Raw genomic sequence first — 16,171 nt, 5'->3', positions numbered from 1 at the left:
GCGCCTTTCTGTCAACCGAACGTGCTGTCGTGTGAGAGGTGAAGTCACTCTATGACATGAACCTGAGAGTCAGGCTCAAAACAGGAGACACAGGTGTTTCCCTTGCCCATACGGGGAGAACAAGGGTGCGCGTCGCAGAGTCCAAGCAATGCCCTGGGTAAGTCTGGCACGGCTCTCCCCGCCACGTCATCATCGGCCCTGTGCCGGTGATCCCGATGGCATGAAGCGTCGAGCCTCACAGGATAAGGATGGCCGGCACAAGGCTGGAAAGGTCTCATCCAATTGCACCTCCCCCATCTCTAACTCCTCCCCGCAAGGGAGAGGGAAAGATAGCGCATGGTATTTACAGGCCGGACGTCGAGGAGCCGCCGCCACAAGTCTCGTGCCGGCAACATCCTTTGTGTTTGCCCGTGCGGGCTTAGATCGTCGCCTGCCGCACGAAGCGGTCGTTGAAGGTCGCTGCGAGATCCACCTTGGCATCCCTCAGTTCGGGATCGAGCTGGCGCAGCATTTCGAGCACGCTCTGCATGCCGCTCATCTGGATGATGCCGTCGCGCGAATAGCTCTCGAGCGAGTTCTGCACGGCCTTGAGATAGAGCGGCTTGTCACCCAGGTAGTACTCTTCCGGCACCGTGGCGGCGATATCCTCAGGCTTCGCGCTTTGAAGCCATTTCAGGCTCTTCACCAAGGCATTGACGAGGCGTTGCGTGGTCTGCGGGTTCTTCTCGACGAAGTCCTTTTTCGTATAGAGCGTTGCTGCCGGGTTCGAGCCGCCGAAGAGAGCGCGGGTTCCCGCCTCCGTGCGGGTGTCGATCAGGATCTGAATATCCCCATCGGCTTCAAGCTTGGCGATGACCGGATCGAGATGGGAGATCACGTCGATCTCGCCCTTCTTCATGGCAGCCACCCCGCTGGCGCCCGAGCCGACGCCGATGATGGCAGCGTCGGATGGCTTCAGGCCGGCTTTCACCATGGCGTATTGCGCGGTGAGCGCAGTCGAGGATCCGGGGGCCGTGACACCGATCTTCAGACCTTTGAAATCCGCAGCCGACTTGATCTGCCCGGCCTTGTCCTTCTTGACCGCGATCACGATGGCTGGGAAGCGGCCAAGTTCCGTAACGGCCACAATATCCTGACCCTTGGCCTGCATCCGGATCGTGTGCTCGTAGGCTCCGGTCACCACGTCGACGGAGCCGCCGACGAGCGCCTGGAGCGACTTCGCGCCGCCGCCGAAATCATTGATTTCGACCTCAAGACCCTGCTCCTTGAAGAAGCCCTTCCGCTCCGCAATGGTGAGCGGCAGGTAGTAGAGCAGAGGCTTGCCGCCGACGCCGAGCGTAACCTTCGCCTTCTCCGGCGCCCCTTGGGCGAATGCGTTCGGGCCCAGAGCTGCGGCAAGTCCGAGAGCTCCTGCGCTTTTCAGAAATGTACGGCGTTCCATGGCGTTTCTCCCTGCTTTGATTGTGTTCGTTATACATCCTATGTTCGAGCGGCCAGGGACGTCTGCGGCCGCCAGACCAGGAAGCGGTTTTCGATCCTCGTCACGAGCATGTCGATCAAGATGACGAAGACGGACAGGATCAGCATGCCGGCGAAGACGCCGGTCACATCGAAAACGCTCTCGGCCTCATGGATCTTGTAGCCGAGGCCGGCAGACGATCCGAGATATTCGCCCACGACGGCACCCACGAGGGCGAACCCCACCGAGGTGTGAAGTGACGAGAACACCCAGGTCAACGCCGAAGGCCAATAGACGTGCCGAAGCAGCTGGCGTTCGTTCATTCCGAGCATCCGCGCATTGGCGAGCACGACGGGCGACACTTCGCGGACGCCCTGATACACGTTGAAGAATACGATGAAGAACACGAGCGTGAAGCCGAGCGCCACCTTCGACCAGATGCCGAGGCCGAACCAGAGAGCGAAGATCGGGGCAAGCACAACGCGTGGCAATGCATTCGCGGCCTTGATGTAAGGATCGAAGACCGCAGCAAGCAGTTCCTTCCGTGCGAAGAGGAATCCGAAAATGATCCCGCCGCCTGCGCCGATCAGAAAGGCCAGGATCGTCTCGACCAATGTGATCCAGAGATGCCCCCAGATCTCTCCGCTGGCGAAGAGGGTCCAGCACCGTTTCAGAACGTCGAGCGGCGTCGAGAAGAAGAACTGGACCTGCTTGGCCGTTCCGGAGATCGGATAGACGGTCAGTACATGCCACAGCAGAAGGAAGATCAGACCCACGCCGATCTGGAGAACGGTCAGTTTCAGACGCGGCATCACGTTCCCTCCCCTTGGCTGTAGGCCTTCTGAACCTCGACGCGCAGGCTCGCCCAGATCTCCTTGTGGATGCGGTGGAACGTGGGCTCCATGCGCACTTCCGCAATGTCGCGTGGCCGGGGCAGGTCCACCGGAAAGTCGCCGATGATCCCCGCGGCGGGCCCCGCCGACATCAGAACCACACGATCGGCCAGGGCAATTGCCTCCTCCAGATCGTGCGTGACGAACATCACCGCCTTGCGATCCGCCGCCCATAAACTCAAAAGCAGATTGCCCATGATCTGCCGCGTCTGCGCATCGAGAGGCCCGAATGGCTCGTCCATCAGAAGGATCTCGGGATCGCGGATCAGAACCTGGGCCAGCGCCACGCGCTTGCGCTGGCCGCCGGAGAGCATGTGCGGATACCGATCGACGAAGGCCGAGAGCCCGACGCGCACCAGCCAATCCCTTGCGCGCTGCAAGGCGTCGTTGCGCGAGACGCCCTTCGATTCGAGAGCGACAGCCACATTGTCGAGAGCCGTCTTCCACGGCATCAGCGCGTCCTGCTGGAAGAGATATCCGGCACGCAGATTGAGATTGGACAGATCGCTGCCGAAGATCCTGACCCGACCTGCGGACGGCTTCAGCAGGCCGGCGGCCGCATTGAGAATCGTGGACTTGCCGGATCCCGTCGGCCCGACGATCGCCACGAACTCGCCCGGGCGAACCAAGAGATCAATGCCGCTGACCGCCGTGTAACCACCCACTTTCGACCCGAACGTGATGGCGACATCGTTGAGCGCCACCGCCGCAAGGGAGGTTGCCTGATCCATCCCGGTCCTCATGATCCCTCTTTCGGGCGGCATTCTAGGACCGGCGGAAGAAAGACCGCAAGGCAGTTCGGCTTCGCCCTTCGGCCTATTCGCCTCGCACTGGCATCGCCGAATAAGATCCTGCGGACTGGGAACGGCTCAAATCTCTACCGCATCGAAGCGGTGAGAGGGCGAGACGAACTCATCCTGCGCCGCGATGGTCAGAATTTCGCGGGAGCCTGCCTCCTCCGTGCGCTTGAGCAGGCCGTAGACGGAGGCCGAGGCTTCGGCGAGAGCCGTCGGCGCCGAGCGCGAACGGGCATAATGAACGAAGAAGAGCGCTGCGATGGCGTCGCCAGCCCCGTTGACGCTCAAGGAAAGCTTCGGCGTACGGACCCGCCAGAAGCGCCCGCCCTCGCCGGCGACGAGATCGACGCAGTCGGCAGGGGTCTCCTTCGTCTCGACCGAGGTCACGAGCATGACCTTGGGGCCCATCCCCTGCACGATCGAGACCGCCTGCTTCACATCGGCCAAGGTCTGGCTCGCGAGGCCGGACAGAAAATCGAGCTCGAACTGGTTCGGCGTGATGATGTCCGCGGCAGGCACGGCCTGTTCCCGCATGAATTCCGGAATGCCCAGTCGCACGAACACGCCCCGGCCCACGTCCCCGATGACGGGATCGCAGCAATAGAGAGCCTCCGGATTGAGGGCACGGACCCGCGCCACGGCCGAGAGGATCGCGTTACCGATATCGGCGGACCCCATGTAGCCTGACAGAACACCGTTGCAGCGCTCGAGCACCCCGCGCTCCGCTATGCCCTCCACGAGGTCCTCGATGGCCGGCCCGTCGAAGACGCGGCCTTTCCAGGAGCCGTAGCCGGTATGGTTGGAGAACTGCACCGTGTGAATGGGCCAGACCTCGACTCCGAGGCGCTGCATCGGAAAGACCGCGGAGGCGTTACCCACATGGCCGTAGGCGACATGGGACTGGATCGAGAGAACGTTCATGGCTCTGGCCCCTTTCGCCTCCCGGTTACCGCAACTACCGCCCCGCTTCAAATTGCCTGATGTGATCCCATTCATCACAAAGGCAGTTGGTTCTTTCCGTCATGGCACGTATTGACCCTGGCGCCATAACCACAACAGGACACTCACCGGCACCATGGACATCGAGTTTCTGAAGACCGGCATTCTGGAATTTGTGCAGAACCATAGGAGCTACGCACCCTTTGTGCTGGGTCTCATGACCTTTGCCGAATCCCTTGCCTTCGTGTCCCTTCTTCTGCCGACCATGACGATCCTGATCGCGGCGGGGTTCGTGCTGGCGGCAGCCGATATCCCTTTCTGGCAGGCTTGGGCCGGAGCCGTCTGCGGCGCCTTCCTCGGCAATTGGCTCTCTTACGAAATCGGTCAGCGCTACAAGAAGACCGCCTACGAACTCTGGCCCTTGTCCCGCAACCCGAAGCTGATCGCGCGCGGCGAGAGCTTCTTCCAGCGCTTCGGCCCCTGGGCCGTGTTCCTGGGCCGGTTCTTCGGACCGATCCGCGCCGTCATCGCCTTGATAGCAGGGATCTTCCTGATGCCTCAGGTCCTGTTCCAGGCCGCCAATCTGGCCTCGGCCTCCGTCTGGGCCTTCGTGATCCTCGCGCCAGGCGCGGGGCTCGCGCATTATCTGCTGTGGTAGCTGAGGTCAGCCGGGAACCGGGTGTCCCAGGGGTCATTAACCTCCATCACCAAAGGAGGTCCTCATGGGCAAAGGCAAGATGAACGGCGACAATTCCGGCGAGAGCAAGAAGCACCCCGGCGATCACATCCGCGGCTCGGGCGGCACCATGAAGAACCGCGTCGACCCAGGCAAGCAAGACAACAACAAGGCACAGAACACGAAGAGCAACAAGCAGTAGAACCCGGCGGCTCATCTGATAAGCCGCCATTCCCCTCTTTCTCGAGAGGTGGCAGCAGCCCTCCGTGATGTTAACAGCACAGCTATAACATCACGGAAACGTTGCTGTGGCACCTTCTTCCTTCGGTTCTTACGAAGACCTCCGTTCCACGACCTCCACCGGTGAGGCGGTCAATCCGATGGGAATCGGCCTACCGGATGCCTGGTGGCCATGCGTCGGGTGTGCCGCGTCTCTCATCTTCTCAGTCTTCTGGATGTTGGAAAGCTGGGAGGAAGCCGGGCCGCTCCGAGGTCCGACGAAGGTGAACCATCTGACGCAGGATTTCGCCGCGCTCCTGGCCACCCTTGTCTGCTCCTTTGCTATCTATCGCTTCTGGAACCATCGCTCGGCAACACTCGGCATTGTTCTCGGCCTTGTCGTGGCAAGTGCAGCGATGATGTTGCATTACATGTGATCCGGATCGCTCGCCCGCTTCTCTCAGGGAATTCTGAAAGCATCGAGCGCGCCCGCCTCAATACGCTCCCGCGTGTGCCGGTAACCGATTTCCACCACCCTTTCGAACTGCTCCCATCCCCGAAGCGGCACATCGGCGAGAGGTGGGTGGATCACGAGGGTGGCATGAGCGCGCGCCTTGAGGGTCTGGGCGTCGCTGGAAATCGTGGCCGAGCGGTAGAGCAGATTGACGATATCCGGGGCGTTGGTCGGCAAGCCCAGAATCCTGCGCAGCAGCGGCGCCTTCTTCTCCTCGTCTCCCGAACTGGTGAAGGCGACATCCCGCGCCACATCGATGCCGAGCACCGCCCCCCGCTGGAGATCAGCCATCACGTCGGCTGGCAGGTTGTTCATCATGGCTCCATCCACAAGCACTCCCTCTGGCTCCATCACGGGCGGGAGCAGTCCGGGAATGGCAAGGCTCGCCCGCAGGGCCCGCCAGAGCAATCCCTGGCGATGCACATGGGTCGTCCCTGTCGTGAGGTTGGACGAGATACAGAAGAACGGCAGCCAGAGGTCTTCGATATTACGCTCGCCGAAATGCTCGATCAGCCGCGCATCGACCTTGAGGCCACGGATCAGAGCGATAAGCGGAAGGGTATAGTCGTTCAGCGGCGGACTTCGAACGAAGGCCTCCATCATCAGATCGCGCGCATCGTCGAGGCTGATCTGAATAGCGCAAACAGCTGCCATGACGGCACCGATGCTCGTTCCACCGACGAGATCGATAGGAATGCCGTATTCGTGCAGAGCTCGAATGGCTCCAAGATGAGCAAATCCGCGTGCTCCTCCCCCGGCCAAGACGAGGCCGATGGCTCTTCCGCTTGAAGTGCGGATAAGCCGCTGGAGATCCGGCAGGTTCTTCTCGCGCACCTGGAGCGCCTGATGAACGGGGAGCCGCTGCAATGACGGATGTGCCGGCGCGGGACGTCTGGCATCCTGCTTCTGCAGCAGAACGAGATCGTGACGCCGCCAGGACGATACGGCATTCGTCAGCGCCTCAGCCTCGCAGGTCAGCGGTTCGCCAGGGCGCGCGAGCAACACGACATGGTCAGCGTGGCGGATGCACCGCTCCGTCCAGGTTCCCGAAGACTCCGGTGCGACATAGATCACGCGCTCGCGGCTGGCCTCGAAACGGTAGAGCCAGCTCTCGTCCTCCTGGGCCGGCATCGCAGCCGCCAGGTCGACCCCGCCGCCATGGATGCGCCGCATCTCCGCAAGGAAGGCTTGCGCGAACTCGGAAACTGCCACCCCTTGCGTGACAGGGACGATAGCAAAGGTCGTCGGGGTAAAGGTGGCGGGCGTGAAGCGTGTCGCCGCGCGAAGCCGATCGGCCAACAGCTTCGAGAGATAAAGCATCACGGAAGGCCAGCGCTCGATCAGGCGTTCGAAATCCGTGCGGGCCAGGGTGAGCAGAACGGAATCCCTGAGGGCCGTGACGGTCGCCGAGCGGGGCGCATGGGAGATGAGGGCCATCTCTCCAATGGTCTCGGGCGGCGCGATGCGGGCGATTCGTCGCTGCTCGCCATGGTCTCCCTGCACCGACACCCCGAGAGCGCCGGAGACGAGCATGTAGAGCACATCCGCCGGATCACCCTCCCGGAAGAGAACCTCGCCACCGGGAAGAATGATGCGCTGAAGCTTAGACTGAAGCTCACGACGCGCGACCGGATCCAGCCCGGCCCAAAGCGGCAGGTCGAACTCAGATAATTCTTCAAGCAAGTTCGTGGTGCTCATCGCAATAAAAAGAGCATCGAAGGGATCCCTTCGATGCTCTAGCGGGATTGAGCCGAGCTGACAAACCCGCATTCGGCTTAGCTGCAGTGATTTCGGGCGACCCGAACCGGCCGCGCCGCCCTTTGAACGGCTTAGTTCCGGCTCTTGTCGACCAGGGCCTTTTCCTTGATCCACGGCATCATGTCACGCAGGCGGGAGCCCACGTCCTCGATGGGGTGGGCCGCATTGCGGGCGCGGGTCGCCTTGAACGAGGTCTGGTTGACCTTGTTCTCAAGCATCCAGTCGCGGGTGAACTTGCCGCTCTGGATGTCCTCCAGAACGCGCTTCATCTCGGCCTTGGTCTCGGGTGTGATGATGCGTGGGCCCGTGACGTATTCGCCATACTCGGCCGTGTTGGAGATCGAGTAGTTCATGTTGGCGATACCGCCCTCGTAGATGAGGTCGACGATCAGCTTCACCTCGTGGAGGCACTCGAAATAGGCCATCTCGGGGGCGTAGCCGGCCTCGACCAGGGTCTCGAAGCCCGCCTTGATGAGCTCGACGAGACCGCCGCAGAGCACCACCTGCTCGCCGAAGAGATCGGTCTCGCACTCTTCCTTGAAGGTGGTCTCGATGATGCCGGCGCGGCCGCCGCCATTGGCGGAGGCATAGGAGAGCGCGATGTCATGGGCGTTGCCGGTGGCGTCCTGGTGGATCGCGATGAGGGTCGGCACGCCGCCGCCACGCTGGTACTCGGAGCGCACCGTATGGCCCGGGCCCTTCGGGGCGACCATGAGCACGTCGAGGTCCTTGCGGGGCTCGATGAGGTTGAAGTGAACGTTGAGGCCATGGGCGAAGAGCAGCGCCGCGCCCTGCTTCATGTTGTCGTTCAGCTCGTTGCGGTAGATGTCGGCCTGCAGCTCGTCCGGGGTCAGCATCATGACCACGTCGCCCCACTTGGCGGCCTCAGCCACTTCCATGACCTTGAGACCGGCCTTCTCGGCCTTGGCCGCGGAGGGCGAACCCTTGCGGAGCGCCACGACGATGTCCTTCACGCCGGAATCGCGCAGGTTCAGGGTATGGGCATGGCCCTGGCTGCCGTAGCCGACGATGACAACCTTCTTGCCCTTGATCAGATTGATGTCTGCGTCGCGATCGTAATAGACACGCATGGTCCTCAAGTCCCTCATCTCAAAGGGGGCTTTCCCCCGTCCTCGTCTTCGCCGCACGGTCCCGTAAAGGGCTGCGCAACATTCGTGTTATCAGGCGCCGCTTTTAGCGAATAAAACTGCGCTGACAAGTCGTGGCTTGTAGCAAAACTGCGGGCCTCGCCTGCGCTCAGCGCAAGATCCTGCCAGTTCTGTCAACAAGCGATCCAAGCCCGGAGAGTTCAAACGGCTCTCCGATGCTCTAGATTGATCTTAAATCTCTTTCCCCGAGAAGGACGAAGCCGCATGCAGCGCCTTGCCACTCCCGACGAAGTGCTCAGTTTCTGGCGCGAGGCCGGACCAGAGAAGTGGTTCTCGAAGGACGAGTCCTTCGACCAAGTCTGCCGCGACCGCTTTCTGCCCACCTACGAGGCCGCCGCACGGGGCGATCTCAACGAATGGGAGCTGACCCCGGAAGGCGCCCTTGCCGTCATTCTCCTCCTCGACCAGCTTCCCCGGAACATGTTCCGGGGAAAGCGCGAAACCTACAAAGCCGACCCGGTCGCCCTGATGGCCGCGGACCGCGCCATCGAGAGAGGGTTCGACGGTCAGGTGGAACCCGAGTTCCGTCGGTTCTTCTACCTGCCCTTCATGCACTCCGAGTCCTTGGCGGATCAGGAGCGCTCGGTGATTCTGAACGAAGCCCTCGGCCACGATTCCATCAAGTGGGCCCGGCACCATCACGACATCATCGCCCGCTTCGGCCGCTTCCCTCACCGCAACGCCATCCTCGGACGAGAGTCGACACCGGAGGAGGAGGCGTTCCTCAAGGAAAACGACTTCAGGGGCTGAGACCACCCATTCCTTCCGCACCGCGCGCCATGGCGGCGACGCCGGTGCGGGAGACTTCGACCAATCCTACTGCCGTCATCAGCTTGATGAAGCGCTCGACCTCATCCGTCGTGCCGGTCAGCTCATAGACGAATGAGGTCAGCGTCGCGTCCATCGTACGGGCGCCGAAGGCCGAGGCGAGACGCATCGCCTCCACCCGGTAATCGCCCTTGCCGACGACCTTCACCAGGCAGAGCTCGCGCTCGACGGCTTCACCGGTCAGCGTGAGATCGACCACTCGATGCACAGGCACGAGTCGTTCCAACTGGCTCTTGATCTGCTGAATGATGCTGTCGGTGCCGGTCGTCACGATGGTGATGCGCGAGACATGCGCCTCATGCTCCGTCTCGGTGACGGTCAAGCTCTCAATGTTGTAGCCGCGCCCTGAAAATAGGCCGGCGATGCGCGCAAGAACGCCTGGCTCGTTGTCGACGACGATGGCGAGCGTGTGCCGGTTCGACGGCTCGACACGGGTCGCATCGGGGTAATGGGTTTTCATCTGAAGCATGGTCTGGTTTCCCCAATTCTGATCCGGCCTCAAGCCGCCTTGCGATAATTTTCGATAGCTTCCTCGTCGACCTCATCGGCCCCGACGATCCATTCCTCCTCCATGGCTGCAGAGCGCCATTCCTGGAAAGCCGGCAGAGCTTGGATCGCATCCCCATAGGCGCGCGTGTTAACGTCGAGCGCGATGGAATAGGTATCGAGACGCGTCACGAGCGGCGCATACATGGCATCGGCTGCCGAGAAGGCGCCGAACAGGAACGGACCACCGGCGCGAAAATGCTCGCGCGCCTGACGAACGATCTCGCTGAAGCGGGCGACGTCACGGGCAACGGCTTCGCCTCGATCCTTCTGCGCAAATTTCTTGCCGAGGTTCATTGGGCATGCGGAGCGCAGTGCCGAGAATCCGGAATGCATTTCTGCCGCAATCGAGCGCGCCATGGCACGGGCCTTGCGGTCCGCAGGCCACACGGGCACGCCATAGGCCTCGCCGACATACTCCATGATGGCGATGCTCTCCCAGACGGTCACATCGCCATCGATCAGGATCGGCACCTTGCCGGCCGGCGAGTGCTTGAGCACCTTGGCTTTCGTGTCCGGAAGATCCAGCGGAACGGTGATCTCGTCGAAGGCAATCCCGAGCTGCTTCATCAGCAGCCAGGGACGCAGCGACCACGAGGAGTAGCACTTGTTGGCGATGACGAGGGTCGGCATGGTTCAAATCCTCATCAGACCAGCATCTTGCCCTTCTCGTCGATCACGGAACCGATATCGGCCCCGGTCTCTCCGAGATAGTCGTTAAGCAGCATTTCGTTATGCGCCTTGCCCGATGGGATCATCGGGAAGCAGTTCTCGGTCTTGTCGACGATGCAGTCGAAGACTACCGGACGGTTCACATTGATCATCTCGAGTATCTTCGCATCGAGATCGCCGGGCTTATCGCACCGGATGCCGACGCCGCCGTAGGCCTCGGCAAGTTTCACGAAATCGGGCAGCGATTCCGAATAGCTCTGCGAATAACGTCCGCCATGCAGCAGCTCCTGCCATTGGCGCACCATGCCCATGTACTCGTTATTGAGGATGAACACCTTAACCGGCAGGTTGTACTGCAAAGCGGTCGACATCTCCTGCAGCATCATCTGGATCGAGGCTTCCCCGGCGATGTCGATGACGAGCGCATCAGGATGCGCCAACTGCGCGCCGACGGCGGCGGGCAAGCCGTAGCCCATCGTGCCATGCCCGCCCGAGGTCATCCAGCGGTTCGGCTCCTCGAACTTGAAGTACTGAGCCGCCCACATCTGGTGCTGTCCCACTTCCGTCGTGACATAGACCTCACGATCCCTCGTCAATTCGTAAAGGCGTTGTAACGCGTATTGCGGTTTGATGGTCTCGGTGGAGTTGCGGAAGGCCAGGCAGTTGCGGGAACGCCAGCCTTCGATCTTGCCCCACCAATCCGCGAGGGCGACCTTGTCCGACTGGTGGGCATTCTGGCGCCACAGGCGCACCATGTCTTCCAGCACATGTGCGCAATCGCCGACGACCGGGATGTCCACCTTCACGGTCTTGTTGATGGAGGACGGATCGATGTCCACATGGATGCGCTTGGAGAAGGGCGAGAAGGCATCGAGGCGGCCCGTGATCCGGTCGTCGAAGCGCGCGCCGATATTGATCATCACGTCGCATTCATGCATCGCGAGATTGGCCTCGTAGGTACCGTGCATGCCGAGCATGCCGAGCCAATGCTTGCCGGAGGCCGGATAGGCGCCGAGGCCCATCAGGGTCGACGTGATGGGGAAGCCCGTGAGTTGCACGAGCTCGCGCAAAAGCGTTGCGGCGTGGGGGCCTGAATTGATGACGCCGCCGCCGGTATAGAAAACCGGGCGCTTGGCGTTGGCCATCAGTTCCACAGCCGCGCGAATATGGTCCATATCGCCCTTGACGGTCGGGCGATAGGTCTTGTGCTGGTTGCTGAGAGGACGGGCATAGGAGCCGGTCTTGAACTGGATGTCCTTCGGCAGATCGACCACGACCGGCCCCGGGCGACCGTTCTGCGCCACATAGAAGGCCTCGTGCAGGACGCGCGGCAGATCCTCGATGGATTTGACGAGATAGTTGTGCTTCGTGCAGTGCCGGGTGATGCCGACCGTGTCGCACTCCTGGAAGGCGTCGGAGCCGATGAGATGGGTCGGCACCTGGCCGGTGATGCAGACCAGCGGGATCGAATCCATCATCGCGTCGGCGAGACCCGTGATCGCGTTGGTCGCGCCGGGACCGGAGGTCACCAGCACCACGCCCGGCTTGCCGGAGGAGCGGGCATAGCCCTCGGCCGCGTGCACCGCCCCCTGCTCATGGCGGACCAGGATGTGGCGAACCTTCTCCTGATGGAAGAGCGCATCGTAGATGGGAAGCACCGCGCCGCCCGGATAACCGAAGATATGCTCAACTCCCTGATCCTGCAGGGCTCGGATCACCATTTCGGCTCCGGTCATCGTCTCGCTCATCTCACTCGCTCCCTGGGGTCTTTCGCATCACTGTCTTGGAATTCGGGCAATAAAAAAGGCCCCTGAGGGGGCCTGTGCGCCATCGCCGGACCTGCGGGTCAATCCCGCTCCGTCGATGGCGCTCGTACTACGAGAATAAGCTTGCGCATGGGGGCAGCTCTCGGTTCAAAAGTTGCGCCGACGCTAAACGATCCGTTTCATTCGGTCAAGCGGGGGTGACTTGGCTCAAACCTGCTTAGCTTTTAGCTTAGGGCCCCTATTTTAGTCGTATGACCATGTCAGATACCATCTCCTCCACCGGCGCGCCCATCCAGAACCTGCGCCTTACGGCCCGCGCCCTGCTCCTGGGCGACCGCCTCGATGTGGCGGGGCTGGAGCGCAGCGACGTGCTCTCCACCACCCCCCTGGCCTTCCGGGCCGGCCAGGACGGCTTCGTCGCCCTCTTCCGTTACGGCGTGGCTGTACTCGTCGGTTTGACGCCCCTTGAGGAGGACGAGGTCATTCGCAGCCTGCGCCAGCGCATCCGGGGCGAGTTCGCGCGGCACGAGGAAGAGACCGCGATCATCGAGATCACGCCGGACCGGGACGACCAGATCCCGCCGGGAGGCCCGATCTACATCAAGCAGCTCTCGACCGAACGCCTGATCGTCATCGCGGATGCCCTGTCCAAGAGTGCGACCCTGGCCCGCGACGAGCGGGAGGCCACCGCCGCCTTCGAGTTGGTGGAACCATCCGTCCAGCACCTCGCGGAAAAGGGCCGGCGTCCGCGGGATCGTCGCAGGATCCTCAAACAGGTCGGCCAGGCCCTTCTGGTCCGCCAGCGCATGTCAGGCGGCGTGGCCGTGGAGGAAAAGCCGGACGTCCTGTGGGATCGTCCGGACCTCGAGCGCCTCTACGCCCGCCTGGAAGACGAATACGAGCTGAAGGAACGCGCCACGGCGCTCCACCGCAAGCTCGAGGTGCTCGGCGACACGGCCCAGGCTCTCACCGACATCATCGATACCGAACGGTCCCTGCGCCTCGAACTGATCATCGTCCTGCTGATCGTGTTCGAGATCTTCATCACCTTCTACCAGATGTTCACGGGCGCTGCTGGGCATTGATCCGGGCCATCACGGCCTCGAAGCCCTGTTCCGGCTCGACCCATCGCCAATCGGGCAACTGATGACGAAACCAGGTGAACTGGCGCTTGGCATAGCGCCGGGTGTCGCCCTGCCCCTTAGTAATGGCCTCGTCGAGCGACATCTCGCCCCGCAAGTGAGCCAGGAGGCCTGGAACGCCGTGAGCGCGCATGGCCGGGAGCATGGGATCGAGATTTCGCTCGCCCAAAGCCTTCACTTCATCGAGGGCGCCCTGCTCGATCATCGTCAGGAAGCGCTGGTCGATGCGCCGGCGCAGTTCGTCCCGGTCCGGTTCCAGGAAAAGCTTGATCACCGAGACGTCGGCTAGAGGCCCCGGCTGGCGTGCCCCGTGAAAGGAGACGAGCGGCTGCCCGGTCGCGGCGAAGATCTCGAGCGCCCGCTGGACCCGCAGGCGGTCAGAGGGACGCAGGGTCCGGGCTGTCTCGGGGTCGCGCTCCGACAGCAGGCGGTGGAGTTCGGACGTTTCCAACCCTTCGCTGTCCCGGCGCACCTGTTCGCGCACCTCTTCCGGAACAGGGGGCATGTCGGACAGGCCTTCCGTCAGAGCCTTGAAGTAGAGCCCGGTCCCGCCCACGAAGATGGGGAGCTTTCGGCCTTTGATCTCCTGCAGAATCTGGGTCGCATCGGCCACGTAGCGGCCCACGGAAAAGTTCACGGCGGCATCCACATGGCCGTAGAGTCTGTGCGGGGCTTCGGCCTCCTCGGCAGGCGCGGGCCGGGCGGTGATCACCCGCAGATCCTGGTAGACCTGCATGGAATCGGCATTGATCACGAGGCCATCGAGCCTTTGAGCCAGTTTGATGCCCAATGCGGACTTGCCTGACGCGGTCGGCCCTGCGATGAGAACCGCGCCGACACCAACGTCACTCACAGCCAGGTCTCCCAATGGCGTCTTCCTCGAATTCCCTCGTTGCGACCCTCGTTGCCAACCCGTCTCAACCGGCTCTCACGGATGAGATCGTGGCGCTCGCCGCAACGTCGCTCGGACATGAGACGGAACGCTCCGTCCTGGCAAGGGGAATCGCAGCGGATCTGATCGTCCCCGCCCCGCCCAATGCGACAGCCATTGAGAACACCCTGCGCCAGGCTCTTGACGGCCTGCCCATCGACATCGTGGTGCAGCCCCTGGCGACCCGCCGCAAGCGCCTGTTCCTGGCGGACATGGATTCCACCATGATCGGCCAGGAATGCATCGACGAACTCGCCGATTACGTCGGGTTGAAGAAGGAGGTTTCCGAGATCACCGAGCGGGCCATGCGCGGCGAGATCGCCTTCGAGCCGGCCCTGCGCGAGCGCGTCGCGCTCTTGAAGAACCTGCCGGTCAACGTGGTCGACGAGATCATCGAGAGACGCATCACGCTCACGCCCGGCGGCAGCGCCCTCGTCCAGACCATGCGCGCCAACGGGGCTTATGCCTGCCTCGTCTCAGGCGGCTTCACCCTGTTCACCGGCCCCATCGGGGCCAAGATCGGCTTCAACGAGCACCGCTCCAACCATCTGATCCTGGATGGCGAGAAGCTCGCAGGCCAGGTCGAGGAGCCCATCCTGGGCCGTGAGGCGAAGCTCGCGACCCTGATCGAGCTGCGCACCCGCTTCGGCCTGGTGCCGCACGAGACGATGGCCGTGGGAGACGGCGCCAACGACCTTGCCATGCTGGGTGAAGCAGGCCTGGGCGTGGCTTTCCGCGCCAAGCCCGCGGTGGCCGTTGCTGCTCATGCGCGGATCGACCATGCTGATTTATCGGCACTGCTCTATGCCCAGGGATACAGGGCGGATGAAATCGTCACGGCGCCAGTGTGATATGCACTCCTGGCGCCGTCTGCGCCGTCAGCCTTGAATAAACGCCAGAACGTCATTGTTGAACCGATCGGCCTGAACCTGTGCCAGACCGTGTGGGCTGCCGGGATAGACCTTCAGCGTCGCGTTGGGCACGATCTTCGATGAGATCATCGCCGACGCGACGATCGGCACGATCTGATCGTCGTCGCCGTGCAGGAACAGCGTCGGCACGTCGAACTTCTTCAGATCCTCGGTGAGGTCGGTCTCCGAGAACTGCTTGATGCAGTCGTAGGCGGGCTTGATGCCGGCCTGCATGCCCTGGAACCAGAAGTTCATGCGGATGCCATCCGATGCCTTTGCGCCCTCGCGATTGTAACCGTAGAAGGGCATGCTGAGATCGTAGAAGAACTGCGACCGGTTTTCGTAGGTGCTCTTGCGGAGGTCGTCGAAGACCTCGATCGGCAGACCATTCGGATTGGCTTCCGTCTTCAGCATCAGGGGCGGTATCGCCCCGACCAGCACGATCTTGGCGACCCGCTGCGTTCCATGCCGGCCGATATAGCGGGTGACCTCGCCGCCGCCGGTCGAATGCCCGACGAGGATGATATCCCGCAGGTTCAGCTCTTCGATGAGTGCCGCGAGATCGTCCGCATAGGTGTCCATGTCGTTGCCGGTCCAAGTCTGCGCCGAGCGCCCGTGCCCGCGCCGGTCGTGCGCGATCACGCGATAGCCGCGCTCGCCGAAGAACATCATCTGAGCATCCCAGGCGTCCCCGCTCAGCGGCCACCCATGGGAGAAGACGATGGGCTGTCCTGAGCCCCAATCCTTATAGAAGATCTCGGTGCCGTCCCCTGTCTTGATCGTGCTCATGGCTTGCTCCTGATCGCCCCATTGAAACCGGGCTTCATTGTCGCGCGCACGACCGCATGGCCGGCGGCTTTGGCCCTTTTGCTTGCAACAAATCGGATGCGGGATACTGGAACTGAACGATTGGACGCGACGTGGCGCCGGAGGAATCGATCCTCTCCGGCG

17 protein-coding genes are annotated in these 16,171 nt (G+C 62.4%); 6 read left to right on the top strand and 11 right to left on the bottom strand.

Annotated features, from left to right (window positions below):
- Positions 1 to 418: 418 nt before the first annotated feature.
- The 4 genes from KHP60_RS01295 to pdxY form a co-directional block, all read right to left on the bottom strand.
- Positions 419 to 1,441 carry an ABC transporter substrate-binding protein gene (locus KHP60_RS01295; protein WP_213561722.1) on the bottom strand — a complete coding sequence of 341 codons (1,023 nt, stop codon included), beginning with the start codon at positions 1,439 to 1,441 and terminating at the stop codon, positions 419 to 421.
- A gap of 38 nt (positions 1,442 to 1,479) precedes the next feature.
- A complete protein-coding gene (locus tag KHP60_RS01290; RefSeq protein WP_213561721.1) occupies positions 1,480 to 2,271 on the bottom strand; it encodes an ABC transporter permease in 792 nt (263 codons plus the stop codon).
- Positions 2,271 to 3,083 (bottom strand): ABC transporter ATP-binding protein, encoded by an 813-nt coding sequence (locus tag KHP60_RS01285; protein ID WP_213561720.1) that lies wholly within the window; start codon positions 3,081 to 3,083, stop codon positions 2,271 to 2,273. Before KHP60_RS01285 ends, KHP60_RS01290 begins: the two co-directional genes overlap by 1 nt.
- A 138-nt stretch (positions 3,084 to 3,221) precedes the next feature.
- Entirely contained in the window at positions 3,222 to 4,070 is an 849-nt protein-coding gene (pdxY, locus tag KHP60_RS01280; RefSeq protein ID WP_213561719.1) for a pyridoxal kinase PdxY, read from the bottom strand.
- Between the two features lie 154 nt (positions 4,071 to 4,224).
- On the opposite strand from pdxY, the gene KHP60_RS01275 reads away from it, so the two are divergent.
- The 3 genes from KHP60_RS01275 to KHP60_RS01265 all read left to right on the top strand — a co-directional run bounded on the left by KHP60_RS01275 (position 4,225) and on the right by KHP60_RS01265 (position 5,420).
- Positions 4,225 to 4,746 carry a DedA family protein gene (locus KHP60_RS01275; protein ID WP_213561718.1) on the top strand — a complete coding sequence of 174 codons (522 nt, stop codon included), beginning with the start codon at positions 4,225 to 4,227 and terminating at the stop codon, positions 4,744 to 4,746.
- Positions 4,747 to 4,810: 64 nt separating this feature from the next.
- Positions 4,811 to 4,966 carry a hypothetical protein gene (locus KHP60_RS01270; RefSeq protein WP_162820167.1) on the top strand — a complete coding sequence of 52 codons (156 nt, stop codon included), beginning with the start codon at positions 4,811 to 4,813 and terminating at the stop codon, positions 4,964 to 4,966.
- 106 nt (positions 4,967 to 5,072) lie between these two features.
- Positions 5,073 to 5,420, top strand: coding sequence for a hypothetical protein (locus KHP60_RS01265; RefSeq protein WP_213561717.1), 348 nt, complete (start codon positions 5,073 to 5,075; stop codon positions 5,418 to 5,420).
- Positions 5,421 to 5,443: 23 nt separating this feature from the next.
- On the opposite strand, the gene KHP60_RS01260 is transcribed toward KHP60_RS01265, so the two are convergent.
- Positions 5,444 to 7,195 (bottom strand): patatin-like phospholipase family protein, encoded by a 1,752-nt coding sequence (locus tag KHP60_RS01260; RefSeq protein ID WP_213561716.1) that lies wholly within the window; start codon positions 7,193 to 7,195, stop codon positions 5,444 to 5,446.
- 131 nt (positions 7,196 to 7,326) lie between these two features.
- Positions 7,327 to 8,346 (bottom strand): ketol-acid reductoisomerase, encoded by a 1,020-nt coding sequence (gene ilvC / locus KHP60_RS01255; RefSeq protein ID WP_213561715.1) that lies wholly within the window; start codon positions 8,344 to 8,346, stop codon positions 7,327 to 7,329.
- Between the two features lie 282 nt (positions 8,347 to 8,628).
- On the opposite strand from ilvC, the gene KHP60_RS01250 reads away from it, so the two are divergent.
- Complete coding sequence (locus KHP60_RS01250; protein WP_213561714.1) at positions 8,629 to 9,174, top strand: DUF924 family protein; 546 nt, start codon at positions 8,629 to 8,631, stop codon at positions 9,172 to 9,174.
- Here the strand turns inward: KHP60_RS01250 and ilvN are convergent.
- The 3 genes from ilvN to KHP60_RS01235 are packed head-to-tail and all read right to left on the bottom strand — an operon-like array spanning position 9,164 to position 12,218.
- Positions 9,164 to 9,721: an acetolactate synthase small subunit gene (ilvN, locus tag KHP60_RS01245; RefSeq protein WP_213561713.1), complete on the bottom strand. Its 558-nt coding sequence runs from the start codon at positions 9,719 to 9,721 to the stop codon at positions 9,164 to 9,166. The genes KHP60_RS01250 and ilvN overlap by 11 nt on opposite strands.
- 29 nt (positions 9,722 to 9,750) lie before the next feature.
- Entirely contained in the window at positions 9,751 to 10,431 is a 681-nt protein-coding gene (locus tag KHP60_RS01240; protein WP_213561712.1) for a glutathione S-transferase family protein, read from the bottom strand.
- Between the two features lie 14 nt (positions 10,432 to 10,445).
- Positions 10,446 to 12,218 carry an acetolactate synthase 3 large subunit gene (locus tag KHP60_RS01235; RefSeq protein WP_213561711.1) on the bottom strand — a complete coding sequence of 591 codons (1,773 nt, stop codon included), beginning with the start codon at positions 12,216 to 12,218 and terminating at the stop codon, positions 10,446 to 10,448.
- 275 nt (positions 12,219 to 12,493) lie between these two features.
- Between KHP60_RS01235 and KHP60_RS01230 the strand changes: the two genes are divergently transcribed.
- Complete coding sequence (locus KHP60_RS01230) at positions 12,494 to 13,321, top strand: RMD1 family protein (protein WP_213561710.1); 828 nt, start codon at positions 12,494 to 12,496, stop codon at positions 13,319 to 13,321.
- Here the strand turns inward: KHP60_RS01230 and miaA are convergent.
- Positions 13,299 to 14,231, bottom strand: a complete 933-nt coding sequence (miaA, locus tag KHP60_RS01225; protein WP_213561709.1) for a tRNA (adenosine(37)-N6)-dimethylallyltransferase MiaA — start codon at positions 14,229 to 14,231, stop codon at positions 13,299 to 13,301. The genes KHP60_RS01230 and miaA overlap by 23 nt on opposite strands.
- Before the next feature lie 14 nt (positions 14,232 to 14,245).
- Here miaA and serB point away from each other — a divergent pair, with 14 nt between their 5' ends.
- On the top strand, positions 14,246 to 15,160 hold the full coding sequence (serB, locus tag KHP60_RS01220; protein ID WP_213561708.1) for a phosphoserine phosphatase SerB: 915 nt from the start codon (positions 14,246 to 14,248) through the stop codon (positions 15,158 to 15,160).
- A 27-nt stretch (positions 15,161 to 15,187) separates the two neighbouring features.
- Here the strand turns inward: serB and KHP60_RS01215 are convergent, their stop codons facing one another.
- Positions 15,188 to 16,009, bottom strand: coding sequence for an alpha/beta fold hydrolase (locus tag KHP60_RS01215; protein WP_213561707.1), 822 nt, complete (start codon positions 16,007 to 16,009; stop codon positions 15,188 to 15,190).
- Positions 16,010 to 16,171: the final 162 nt, after the last annotated feature.

Source organism: Microvirga sp. 3-52, from assembly GCF_018383585.1.
Lineage (GTDB): Bacteria > Pseudomonadota > Alphaproteobacteria > Rhizobiales > Beijerinckiaceae > Microvirga.
This window is presented reverse-complemented; position numbering and strand designations above follow the sequence as displayed.